The sequence below is a fragment of the Streptomyces sp. G-G2 genome (genome assembly GCF_030063135.1).
GTDB lineage: Bacteria > Actinomycetota > Actinomycetes > Streptomycetales > Streptomycetaceae > Streptomyces.
The window spans coordinates 1-11,874 of record NZ_JASISO010000005.1; the positions used below are offsets into that span (position 1 = coordinate 1).

The 11,874-nt window shown below is 73.2% G+C and carries 10 protein-coding genes; 4 read left to right on the forward strand and 6 right to left on the reverse strand.

Annotation, left to right across the window (positions count from 1 at the left end):
- Together QMF80_RS05585 and QMF80_RS05590 are read right to left on the reverse strand one after the other, a co-directional pair.
- A partial coding sequence (locus tag QMF80_RS05585; protein WP_283450064.1) for a hypothetical protein occupies positions 1-1,523 on the reverse strand: 1,523 nt, incomplete at its 3' end.
- Between the two features lie 19 nt (positions 1,524-1,542).
- The gene (locus QMF80_RS05590; protein ID WP_283450066.1) at positions 1,543-2,994 is read right to left on the reverse strand and encodes a lipase family protein; all 1,452 of its coding nucleotides are present in this window, start codon (positions 2,992-2,994) and stop codon (positions 1,543-1,545) included.
- A 341-nt stretch (positions 2,995-3,335) separates the two neighbouring features.
- Between QMF80_RS05590 and QMF80_RS05595 the strand changes: the two genes are divergently transcribed.
- The gene (locus tag QMF80_RS05595; protein ID WP_283450068.1) at positions 3,336-4,430 is read left to right on the forward strand and encodes a P1 family peptidase; all 1,095 of its coding nucleotides are present in this window, start codon (positions 3,336-3,338) and stop codon (positions 4,428-4,430) included.
- Between the two features lie 106 nt (positions 4,431-4,536).
- Here the strand turns inward: QMF80_RS05595 and QMF80_RS05600 are convergent, their stop codons facing one another.
- On the reverse strand, positions 4,537-6,006 hold the full coding sequence (locus tag QMF80_RS05600; RefSeq protein ID WP_283450070.1) for an MFS transporter: 1,470 nt from the start codon (positions 6,004-6,006) through the stop codon (positions 4,537-4,539).
- A 194-nt stretch (positions 6,007-6,200) separates the two neighbouring features.
- Between QMF80_RS05600 and QMF80_RS05605 the strand changes: the two genes are divergently transcribed.
- Together QMF80_RS05605 and QMF80_RS05610 are read left to right on the forward strand one after the other, a co-directional pair.
- Entirely contained in the window at positions 6,201-6,818 is a 618-nt protein-coding gene (locus QMF80_RS05605) for a TetR/AcrR family transcriptional regulator (protein WP_283450071.1), read from the forward strand.
- 165 nt (positions 6,819-6,983) lie between these two features.
- Positions 6,984-7,205, forward strand: a complete 222-nt coding sequence (locus tag QMF80_RS05610) for a hypothetical protein (protein WP_283450072.1) — start codon at positions 6,984-6,986, stop codon at positions 7,203-7,205.
- A gap of 103 nt (positions 7,206-7,308) precedes the next feature.
- Here the strand turns inward: QMF80_RS05610 and QMF80_RS05615 are convergent, their stop codons facing one another.
- Complete coding sequence (locus tag QMF80_RS05615) at positions 7,309-8,556, reverse strand: MFS transporter (protein ID WP_283450074.1); 1,248 nt, start codon at positions 8,554-8,556, stop codon at positions 7,309-7,311.
- Positions 8,557-8,689: 133 nt separating this feature from the next.
- Between QMF80_RS05615 and QMF80_RS05620 the strand changes: the two genes are divergently transcribed.
- On the forward strand, positions 8,690-9,637 hold the full coding sequence (locus QMF80_RS05620) for a LysR family transcriptional regulator (RefSeq protein WP_502962778.1): 948 nt from the start codon (positions 8,690-8,692) through the stop codon (positions 9,635-9,637).
- 130 nt (positions 9,638-9,767) lie between these two features.
- Here the strand turns inward: QMF80_RS05620 and QMF80_RS05625 are convergent, their stop codons facing one another.
- Positions 9,768-10,760, reverse strand: a complete 993-nt coding sequence (locus QMF80_RS05625) for an anti-sigma factor RsbA family regulatory protein (RefSeq protein ID WP_283450076.1) — start codon at positions 10,758-10,760, stop codon at positions 9,768-9,770.
- Positions 10,757-11,554: an MEDS domain-containing protein gene (locus QMF80_RS05630; RefSeq protein ID WP_283450078.1), complete on the reverse strand. Its 798-nt coding sequence runs from the start codon at positions 11,552-11,554 to the stop codon at positions 10,757-10,759. The genes QMF80_RS05625 and QMF80_RS05630 overlap by 4 nt, the downstream gene beginning before the upstream one ends.
- Between the last annotated feature and the right edge of the window lie 320 nt (positions 11,555-11,874).

Consider the following 11,874-nt stretch of genomic DNA (forward strand, 5'->3'; position numbering starts at 1 on the left):
GACAAGCGCCGCGCGGCCCGCCGTACGTCGTCGGCAGCTCCCGCGCACCGGTCGGCGTGTCCCAGGAGGACCATGCGGAACCGTTCGGCCGCCGCGCTCGCGTTCCATCCGGCGTCGGCGGCGCAGCGGGCGAGGCTCTCCGCGTGACGGTCCAGCCGGTCCGCGTCCGCCTGCGCCGGCGCCCCGTACGAGCCGGGAGCGCACCCGTACGCGGAGGCCGGCGCGGAATCCGACGAGCCGTCGCCGGGGCCGTCGAACGGAACGAGGGCCACGACGACGCTCCCGGGATCGAGGCTCTCCGGCAGGCGGTCCGCCGTGAAGCGCGGCGAGCGGAGCACGGGGCGTCCCTCGGCGGTGACCCCGCGGACGACCTCCCGGCCGACGAGCGCGGCGAACCGTGCACCGGCACAACCGGAGGGATGCGGGCACAGGGCCGACGCCGGGTCCGCGCGCTCCCCCTCGCCCCGGCGCACCAGCATGCGCAGGTCCAGGATCTCGGTTCCGGCTTCGATGGTCAGGCCGTCCGCGGCCAGCGGCGCGCGCACGGGGTGCACCGTGGCGGCGAGCGGCGGGTAGCGGTCCAAGGCCTGCTCCACGGCCCACTGCGCGCCCCACTCCAGGCCCTGCTCCACGCCCTGCTCCGATCCCTGCTCCACGGCCCACGCCGCGGCCTCGTCGACCGTCGAGGGGTTCCGCTCGGCAGACCCGTCGCCCGTGCCCGCGCCGAGCAGTGCGAGCGCCTGGAGCGCCGACGTGCCGGTGGCCGTCGACACGAGCGCCAGCGCGTGCGCGACGGCCAGATGGGCCTCCGGGCCGCCATCGCCCCGGGCCAACAGCCGGCCGGCCAGGGAGTCGGGCACCGGATCGGCCAGGTACGGCTCCAGCCGACGTCGTACGGCGGCTGCCCGCGCCTCGTACGCACGGCTGCCCGCGGCGTCCGTGGCCGCCGCGACCACCGTGCTCAGCAGGGTGTCCTCCGTGGCGGCGGGCCCCACCACGACGCGTCGGCTCAGCCGCAGCATGCCCTCGTGCCAGTCGGCCCGGTCCAGGACGCGGTCCTCGCGCCGGGCCGCCAGTACCGGGGTCAGGTGCTCGGCCACCCGCACGCTCAGCCCGTCACGTTCCTCCTCCGTCAGGACGTCCCAGGTGCCGGGCGGAGACACGTGTGGTGAGAGCCCGTACCGGCGCCCGTCGGAGGCGAGACCGGAGGCGGGCCCCAGGACACCCGCTCGATCGGCGCTGCCCAGCAGGCTCGCGGCGTCCGCCCCGGTCAGGGGCACAAGGAACGTGCCGAAGGGCGTGCGCAGCCGCACGGGGCGCCCGGACCGGCTGCCCCGCAGGTGCGTCATCAGCCGGCGGGTCAGCGCCTCGCGGGTCAGTGCGTCCAGACCGAGCGCACGCGCGGGCAGATCCGCCCACGGCAGTCGCCGGGCGATCAGCGCGGCGCTGAACAGGACGTTCTCCACGGGCCACGCCGTCTCGGGGCGCGGCGTCGTCGTGGCCGGGCCGTCGGTACGGGTCATCGGTCGGTCTCCCTCGTGGTCACTTGTCGCGGAGCATGTACGTCTGGTTCCCGGCGACTTCGCCGTCGTACGCCCTGATCAGTTCGTTCACCCGGTCCCGGAGGTGCGTCATCTCCCCGCGCAGGGTGTCGGAGTACGCCTGCGGTGCGTGGGACAGCGGATAGTCGTACGACTCGTCCAGCCAGGTCAGTTCGACCCAGCTGTCGGGGATGTCATTGGGTGAGGCGGGCCCGCGGCCGTCGAGCATCGGGATCACGTCGTGGTTGTTGACCAGGCTGATCACCTGGGTGGTGTGGTCGACCGGGCGCTTGTTGTCGATGGGGGAGCCGAGGGTGACCACGTGCGTGACGCGGTACGTGGACGCCAGGTCGACGTCCATCGCCAGGTTCATCGCCGTCAGCCCGCCCAGACTGTGTCCGACGAACATCAGCTCCGTTCCGGCCGGGACGCCCGCGCGCAGCAGCAACTGCTTCGCGGCGCGGGTGTAGGTCGTGTCGACGCGCACACACCCGTCGAAGGCGCCGATGAGGTCCTGCGGTGTGCTGTTGCTCGGCAGGCCGAAGCTCGTACCCGGCAACAGCAGTACGTACCTGACGCGGCCGTCGGCGCACTCGACCCGCCGGAGCAGCACCAACCCGTGGTTCCCCAGGGCGCCGATGTCGTTGATGTAGCTGACGACGTCGTTGCGGGACCCCGCGAGGATCTTCGTCAGGATGGAGTCCGGCTCGATCCGCTCCGCCCGCCCGGGGCCGGGATTGAGGTACTGGATCAGCGAACTCGGCAGCCCGAAGAAGGGGTCCGTGGTCGGCACCCCTCCGGCGAGCGTCACCCACGAGAAGCTGTCGTTGGCCGGATTCTCGTCGAGCAGCCCCAGCAATGCCAACAGCTCCATGATCACGGGGCTCACGGTCGTCAGGGCGCGGGTGAAGCCCAGCCGCTCGACCAACGCGCGCAGCGCCCGCAGCGCCTCCCACCGGTTCCCCGCCACCATGGCGTCGGTGAGCCGTTTGGCGAGCGGCGAGTCGAGGTTCGGGTGCTCGACCGCCGCCGCCTCGATCCGCAGCGCGAACGCGTCCACGGCCATGGCCACCGCGGCCGGACGGCGGTACGTCACGCTCCCCGCCACCCGCGCCAGCTCCCCGACGAACCCGCCGTTCGAACCGAACGCGAGCCCCGCGGGGTTGGTCAGCGCCTTCGCGCAGGACGCCGCCGTGGCCAGTGCCCAGCCGGGACGGCGTACGGCCGCCAGCCCGACGCGCCAGCTGCTCAACGCGCCGGTCAGCTGCGCACCGGCGCGCCGCGCGGTGAGGGCGGCGTCCGCCAGCAGCACGGACGCGGCGAGCAGGAGTTCGGTGTCGATCTGCCCCGACGCAGGCCCCGCCACCGCGGGGTGGGCTCCGGGGGTGTGCACGTGCGGCTTCGTCTGTTCCGGAATGGGCTGCGCTGCTTCGTCGACCACCTGAGGCGCCACGGTCCTCCCTCTCATCACGGTGCGGCCGCTTCACCGCGTTCCACCTGTTTTCGCCAGGCATGGTGGCACCGAAAGTGATCTACGCCGCGCAGGCGTGAGGCCGGGGGAGGACCGATCCGGCCTCCGCCGCCCCGGGCACGCGTGCCGCGCGAGCGGGGCGGAGCCTGATGGCAGGGGGTGGCGGCCGGACGCGGTCACGCGGAGCGAGCCCCACGGGATTCGCCGCCCCGGGGGATGAGCACACGATCACCGCGTTGACCCGTACCGACCTGGACCCTCTCGCTGCGCCGGTGGCCCGCTAGTGCCGCACTAGGGCCGCGGGGGCGGTGAGAATCGACGCCATGGAACTCATGGACGCGATAACGGCGGTTGCGGGAGTACGGGTGGGCCATGCCCGCGTCGCGGGTGCGGGCGCGCTGACCGGCACGACCGTCGTACTGGCCCCGGTGGGCGGGGCCGTGGCCGCCGTCGATGTACGCGGCGGCGGACCCGGTACCCACGAGACCGACGCGCTCGACCCGCGCAACCTCGTCCAGCGCGTCGACGCGATCGTGCTGACCGGCGGCAGTGCCTACGGTCCGGCCGCCGTGCACGGGGTGATGGGCTGGCTGGAGGAGCAGGGCCGCGGCGTGCGGGTCGGGCCCCTGTCGCACCAGGTCGTGCCGGTCGTACCGGCTGCCGCCCTGCTGGACCTCGGTCGCGGCGGGAACTTCCGGGCCAGGCCCGACGCGGCCCTCGGCCGCGCGGCCGTGGAAGCCGCGGCGGCCACCGCACCGCGAGCCGCGGTACCCCAGGGGTGCGTGGGTGCGGGCACGGGCGCAGTGGCGGGCGGCTTGCGCGGGGGTACCGGATCGGCCGCCGTCCGACTGGAATCGGGTATCACCGTCGGAGCGTTGGCCGTGGTCAATGCCGCTGGATCCGTTCTCGACCCCGACACCGGTGTGCTGTACGGGGAGTTCTACGGAGCGCGTACCGACCATCCGCGACCGTCGGTCCACGAGGCCGCGCAGCGCCGCCTCGCATGGGCGCGGGACGAGACCCGGCGCCGCCGCGACGATCCCGACGGCGCCCACGCTCTGCTGAACACGACGCTGGCCGTCGTGGCCACGGACGCCCGGCTCACCAAGGCCCAGGCCCAGAAGATGGCGGGTGTCGCGCACGACGGCCTCGCACGTGCGATACGGCCGGTGCACCTGATGAACGACGGCGACACCGTGTTCGCCCTGTCCACGGAGGCGTTCGAGGTGCCCGACACCGCCACGATGAACGCGGTCCTGGGGGGCGCGGCCGATGCCGTGATGCGGGCCATCGTGAAAGCGGTGCGCGCGGCCCAGGGCTTCGACGGCCCGGGCGGCGTCTTCCCCGCGTACGCCGACCTGTACGGTCCTGCCACGGGCCGGCCCGGCCAGTCCTGCCAACCCGGCCCGCGGCACTAGCCCGACGGGACACGACGTCGGCCACCTCGTGGCGCAAGGACCCCACGCCTCGCCTCCCCGGGTCGCCCGCTCCGCCTCGCGCCGTACGGGACGCGGGGTGGGGCCGCTACCTGCTCACCGAAGTGTGCGCGGAATCGGTCTCGTTCGCGGTCCCCGCCGGGTTCCGCGGCGCGAGTCGTTCCGGCCGGGGCGCGGGGATGAGGGCGGCGATCGCCGCGGACACCAGGGCGAAGCCGCCGCCCAGCAGCAGGCCGGTCCGGAAGCCGTTCTCGGAGGTGAAGGTGACACCGCCGACCGAGGTGGTCATCTGGGCCAGGACGACACCGATGACGGCGGCGCCCACCGAGGTTCCGAGGGAGCGCATGAGCGCGTTGAAGCCGTTGGCGGCGCCGGTCTCGGCCAGGGGCACCGCGCCCATGATCAGGGCGGGCATGGCTCCGTAGGCGAGGGCGATACCACTGTTCATGACCACGATGGCGAGCATCAGTCCGGGGGCCGTCGCGGACAGCAGCAGCGCGGCGCCGTAGCCCGTGGCGAGGACGACCGCTCCGCAGACGAGGGTGACCTTCGGGCCGCGGGCGTTGGTGAGCCTGCCCCCGAGGGGGGAGACCGCCATCATCGCCAGGCCGCCGGGGAGCATCCACAACCCGGCCGCCAGCATGGACTGGCCCAGGCCGTAGCCGGTGGCCGCGGGGAACTGGAGGAGCTGCGGTACGACCAGCATGCTGGCGTACATGCCGAAACCGATGAAGACCGACGTGAGGTTGGTCAGCAGGACGCGGGGGCGGACCGTGGTGCGCAGGTCCACCAGCGGGTCGGTGGTCCGCCATTCGAACCAGCCCCACGCGGCCAGGACCACCACGGCGGCAACGGCCAGGCCGAGCGTGGTGGGCGAACCCCAGCCCCAGTCGGCGCCCTTGGACACGGTGAGCAGCAGGCACACCAGCCCCATCGCGAGGCCCAGCGCGCCGATCGTGTCGAAGCGCTGCCCCTTGGCGGCGATCGGGACATCCGGTACGAAGGCCAGGATCAGGACGGCGACGGCGGTGGCGAGCGCCGCGGACCCCCAGAACAGGAAGCGCCAGTCGGCGTACTGCGCCACGGCCGCGGAGACGGGAAGGCCGATCCCGCCGCCGATGCCCATCGAGGCGCTCACCAGGGCGATGGAGGAACTGAGCTTCTCGGCGGGCAGGATGTCACGCAGCAGAGCGATGCCCAGGGGGATCATGCCCATGCCGATGCCCTGCAGGCCGCGTCCGGTGATCATCAGGACGGCGCTGCTCGACAGCGCGCACACCACCGATCCGGCGATCAGCGGTATGCAACACACCAGGAGCATGCGCCGTTTGCCGATCATGTCGCCCAGGCGGCCGCTGATGGGGACGCACACCCCCGCTACCAGAAGGGTGGCGGTGACGACCCAGGCGGCGTTGGAGTGGGACGTGTGGAGGATCGTCGGCAGGTCGGCCAGCAGCGGAGTGACCAGGGTCTGCATGACGGCCGCGGTGACTCCCGCGAGCGCGAGTGTCGCGATCACTCTTCCGGTGCGGGGGACGGCCATGAGCGGCTGTGACATCGAGAGTCCTCGGGACGTAGGTCGGGTGCCCGGCCGGCCGGACGGTTCGGGACGTACGAGGTACGGACCGGGCTGCCCGGCGGCGGTGGGCGCGCGATCGGCGCACACCACAAGCAGTAGTCAACTATCAGTTCGAGGCGGACGGCGTGTCAACAAAATCCGAGGGTCGACTACCAGTTGGTATTCTCGGTGGTGTGCCGAACGACAACGTCAAACCCCTGCGCGCTGACGCCGTGCGCAACGTCGAGAAGATCGTCAGCGCCGCACGCGACGTCTACGCCGAGCGGGGACCCGACGCGCCGCTCGACGAGATCGCCCAGCGGGCCGGCGTGGGGATCGCGACGCTCTTTCGCCGCTTCCCGGACAAGGCGACCCTCCTGCGGGCGGTCCTCGACCAGCAGTTCACCGAGGACGTCCTTCCCGTCATCGACCGCGCGCTCGCCGACGAGGACCCCCGTCGCGGCCTGACCGTCGTGATCGAAACCGCCCTGGACTCGGCGGCCGACGAGCACCACGTACTCACCGCGGCACGGAACGCGGGCGTCTTCTCCGCGGAGACCAGCGCCCGCTTCTTCGGCGCGCTCGACCCGCTGGTCGCGCGGGGCCAGGAGGCCGGGGTGATCCGGGGTGACCTCGTGCCCGACGACCTGAAGCGGATCATGAGCATGCTCGTCAGCGTGCTGTGGACCATGGACCCGGCCGAGGGTGGCTGGCGCCGCTACGTGACCCTGGTCCTGGACTGCCTCGCCCCCGCGACGGCCACCCCTCTGCCGAACCCGGCGCCCCCGCTGCTGCGCAGGCAGCAGAGCTGACGCGTGGGTGCACGGCGGGCGGTGGGACGCCGGGGCGGGGCCGTCGGCGGCCGCCGGGGCCGTCGGGGACCGGGGGCCGGACCGCGCCCGTCGGGAAGCGGCGCCCGCTCACCGGCCGGACCCTTCCCAGGTGCGGCCTCGCTTCAGCGCGGCGAGGCTGGGGCCATGCAGAAGCCGCGCCTGGTCGTCCACCCGCCCGACGAGAACGGGTGGCGGAGAATTCGCTACGACGATGTCGCCATCGGTGTGGCCCACCGCCCCTCGGACATCGCGGTGCTCCTGGAGGCGGCCGGACTGGAGAATGCCGAGAGCCTGGACCTCGCCGATCCCGAACTCGTCGAGTGGCGCGGCGCCGGTCCCGAAAGCTGGGCCGAATCCCCGCCGTAGACCGAAGCGGCGCACCTCGGCCGCGCGGCGGCAGCCAGAACCACGGGAACGCCCCGATCGCCCCCACGCACACGCCGCGGCCCTCGCGGCCGCGGCGGCCCCGTCAGGCGCGGCTCTCCGCCGAGTCCGCCTCGGAGCGCTCCTGTGCCGCGCCGCGGGGGAGCAGGAGGGGAGTCGCCAGCAGGAGCACGCCGGCCAGGGCGATGGCCGTCCGAGGGCCGAGCAGGGTGCCCAGTACGCCCCAGAGGGCCGTCAGCAGTGCGGTCGAGGCCTTGGTGGTCACCGCCCACGCGGACAGGGTGCGGGTCACCCGGTCGGCCGGGGTGCGTTCGAGGCGGAAGGTGGCGGAGACGGGGTTGAAGACCCCGCAGCCGAAGATGAGCCCGAACTCGACCCCCATCGCCAGCAGCAGCCCGCCCGTCCCGGGCCCCACGAAGGCCAGGCCGACGGGCCAGACCGCGCGCGACGCCCCGGCCACGACCAGCACCCGGTGTTTTCCGTACCGGGTGGTGAGCGGTCGGGCCAGCCGCGAACCGAGCAGGCCGCCGATCGCGGGCGCGGCGAAGGCGAGGCCGTACTGCCACGGTGCGAATCCGAGCCGACCGAGCATCAGGACGGCCAGTAGCGGCTCGGCCGCCATCACCAGGCCGTTGAACAAGGCGGTGTGGAAGAACAGCGGACGCAGCGTCGCGTCGGTGAGGATGAACCGCCAGCCGTCGAGCAGGTCCCCGGCCCGCATGCGTCGCGCGGCCTTCCGCGGCTCGGGCAGCGGCTCGGGTCCGCCCATCGCACGGATGCCCAGGGCCGAGAGCAGGTAGCTGACCGCGTCGGCCACCAGCGTCACCACCGGACCGAGGAGCCCGATCGCGGCGCCGCCCAGCGGCGGCCCGATGATCGTGGTCGTCCAGGCCGTGGACTCGAACCGCGCGTTGGCGACGAGCAGGTCCTCGGCCGACAGCAGTGTCTTGAGGTACGCGCCGGAGGCGGCGCGGAACGTGATGTCGGCCGCCGCGACGACGACCGAGACCAGCAGGAGCTGGAGGAAGGTGAGCGCGCCGAGCGCGAACGCGGCGGGGACCGTCAGCAGCGCCGCGCACCGCACCAGGTCCATCGTGATCAGCACCGGCCGCTTGGGGCGGAACTCCACCCACGGGCCGAGCGGCACCGCCACGGCCGCGCCCACGGCGGTCCCCACGGAGGAGAGCGCGGCGACTTCGGCCGGCCCGGCGTGCAGCACTTGGATGGCGATCAGGGGGAACGCGCCGAAGGCCAGCCAGGTGCCGAGCGCACTGGTCCCGTACGCGCCCCAGAGCCACCCGAACCGCCGCCCCAGCCGATGCCCGCTCCCCATGCCCACCGCCCCTCGTTCCCATCCGTACAACCAACTAGCGATCGGATGTATCAAAGCGAGTCCTGCGCCCGGGGGTCAAACACCCACTGAGGCACCCATCCACAACTACGAGTTGTGACAGTACGCTTTCGGCGTGGACATCGGACTCGACCTCGACACCGTGCGTACTTTCGTGGCCGCCGCCGACGCGGGCCGGTTCCAGGAGGCCGCCGCGCAGCTGGCGGTCACCCAGCAGGCCGTCTCCAAGCGCATCGCCGGGCTGGAGCGCGACCTCGGCGTGCGGCTGTTCACCCGCACCGCGCGCGGTGCCGAGCTCACCATCGACGGGCAGGCGTTCCTGCCCCACGCGCGCGAGTTGCTACGCGTCGCCGAGCGCGCGATCACGTCCGTGCGCACCGGCCGCCGCCCGCTGCGCGTCGACGTGATCAACTCGCGCGGCGCGGCGTCGGGCCTGATGCGCGGCTTCCACCGAGGTCACGCCGAGATCGACCTCGACGTGCTGATGCTGTTCGACATCGAGACGGCCGTCGCCGCCCTTCGGTCGGGTGCGATCGACGCGTCCTTCCGCGCCGTCGCCGCGCCCGGCCGGCCTCTTCCCGCGGACATCGAGTCCGTCCGGGTGGTGGACGAGGTGCTCCAGCTCCTCACCGGCCCCGCCCACGCGCTGGCGGGCGCCCGGTCGGTGACCGTGGCACAGCTCGCCGGGCACCGGATCTGGATGCCCGGCATCGTCCCCGGTACCGAGTGGGCCGCCTACTACGACGGCCTCGTCGCCGAGTTCGGCCTCACCATCGAGGCGACCGGCCCCAACTTCGGGTCCGACGTGCTCCTCGACACCGTCGCCGACACCCCGGCGCTGGCCACCTTCATGGGCGAGCAGACCCGCCTCGTCTGGCCCGCCGGCCACGGCCTGCGCCGCATCCCGGTCACCGACCCGACCCCCGTCTACCCGCACTCCCTCATCTGGCACCGCGACAACCCCCACCCGGCGCTGGCCGCCCTCCGCGCGCACCTGGCCGCGACAGCGGCCGGCCACGACGCCGCCGGGACCTGGACCCCGGACTGGGTCAGCCCGGGCTGAACGCAACCACCGGCGCTCACCCGCAAGGTGACGTTCCCGACCACGTCCGGCATGGGCTCGGTCGCCGGAGCCTGATGCCTGATGCCGGGGGCGGGGGCGGGGGCGGGGACCGGTCGAGGTCGGCCCGTGGTCAGCCTGTCGTCAGCCGCATGTGGAGGCGGATGGTGGTTCCGTTCTGGGCGGTGGAGCGGATCTCGACGAGGTCGCACAGCTGGTGGACCAGCCACAGGCCGCGCCCTCCGTGCTGGTGGTGGGTGGGGCGGATCCGTCCGGCGAGGGGGTTCTGGATGTGTCCGGTGTCGTGGAATTCGCAGATGAAGGCGGAGTCCTGGGTCCAGGTGCGCAGGGTGCCGCGGCCGCCGCCGTGGCGGATGCTGTTGGCGGCGACTTCGGTGGCCGCGAGGAGGAGTTCCCCGAGCCGGGATTCGGGGAGTTCCGCCCGGGTGGCACAAGTGGTGATCTTGTCGCGTACGGCCGTCAGCCCGCCCCGGGCGTAGGCCAGCTCGTCCTGCGGCCCGCACGGATCGGTGAGGTCCTCGAAGCTGTACGGCGCGTCCCGGTCGTAGTCCTCGCTGGCTACGGCGCTCCCGTCGCGGCGGACGAGGGGATGGCAGCGGGCCATGGCCTGGAGCGAGACGGGGTCGTCGTCGGCGGTGTCGTACGGACAGAGCAGCCACCAGGCGGCGCTGTCCGCGAAGGCCAGGTTCAGCAGCCACTCGTGGTAGCGCAGCTCGGCCGCCTCCGACGGCGTACGGGCCTGGCGCCAGGCGGACTCCCCGATGCCGCGCAGCGGACGCCCCTCGGCGGCGTGCCGGGCGATCTCGTCCTGCCAGACGGCGAGCAGCGTGCCGGGGTTGCGGCCGGGCGTCGCCCCGTCGATGAAGGCGACCGACGTACTGTCGGGGAGTTCGGCGCGCAAGAGGGCTTGCCGGTCGCTGGGTACCGAGACGATGACCGTCTCCCGCGCGTCCTGGGCGTCGTGGATGAAGCCGAGGGCGCCGTCGAGGAACTCCTCGTCGCCGAGGTAGGGGTAGAACTCGTGGCGGAAGCCGCCCCGCGGCTGTCCGGGCTGTTCCGGGTGGTCGGGCCGGTCCGGCTGGCCGGGCTGCGTGATGGTGGTCATCCGAGCACCTCCACCGGTACCTCGGGGACGGCGAAGCCGGACAGTTCCCAGGACATCCTGACGAGGCGGTTGGCGCCTTCGATGACCACGGAGCGGTCGGGCAGGTGCAGTGCGGCATCGACCAGGGCGCGCATTCCCGCGGCGTCGATCAGGTCGACCTCGCCGAAGCACAGCCGGACCGCGGGGGTGTGCAGCACAGCGGCCCGGAGGACGGAGCCGAACGCGTGCGCCCCGTCGGAGTCGATCACCCCTGTCACCTTCCAGCCCTTGCTTCCCGATCGGAACATGTGGAACCCCGGCAGCCCCGGTCGGCTGCCCAGAGTCTGTGGATGTACGCACATGATCTGCTCCAGCTCGGCCCCGTTCCACGGGCCGGGCAGGTACGCGCACACCACGGTGGCACCGCTGCGGGCGGCAACCTCATCGAGCCCCAGCTCGCTGTCCAACAGCTCCGTGCGGCCGTGCGTTCCGGGCTCACGGCACGCGAGGACGCGGGCCGAGTGGAATCCGGCGTCCTTGGCCCGCCGCATCTCGTGCTCCACCGCGGACGCCAGGGGGCCCGCGGTCTCCCATGCATTGATCATCACGGTGGAGGCAGGCACCGCACGCAGCCGCTTGACCTCGGCCAGCAGCCCGGGAGAACCGACGATCACGAGCCGGTCGCCGAAGAGGGCTCCGTCTGCCGCGAACGGCTCCAGCCCGACGAAGAGACCGGGGCCGGTATCGGCCATCCAGTAGACGTGGTCCCCTGAGCCGACCCCGTCCAGAGTCGTCAGGGCTCGCGCTGCCCTCACTCCCGCTCCCCGATCGTCGCCCCGGCGGATACGCCATCGGCTACCCGTGATCATCCCCTTCAAGCGTACGCGGAGCGCGCGACGGCTGGGCGTCGGGCCGGACAGTTTTCCGGGGCCGGGGCCGGGGCGGGAGCGGGAGTGGGAGTGGGAGTGGGAGCGAGGGTGGGGGTGTGGTGTACGGACGCGACGATCGGGCCGGCGGTACGCGGAGAGCGGCGCCACAGCGTGCCCAGGTGTGACGGGACCGGGACGGCCGTCGATCGGTGGAGGTGAGCAGGTCCCCCTGCTGCGTCACGGCGGCCGTCCCGGCTGTTACGCGC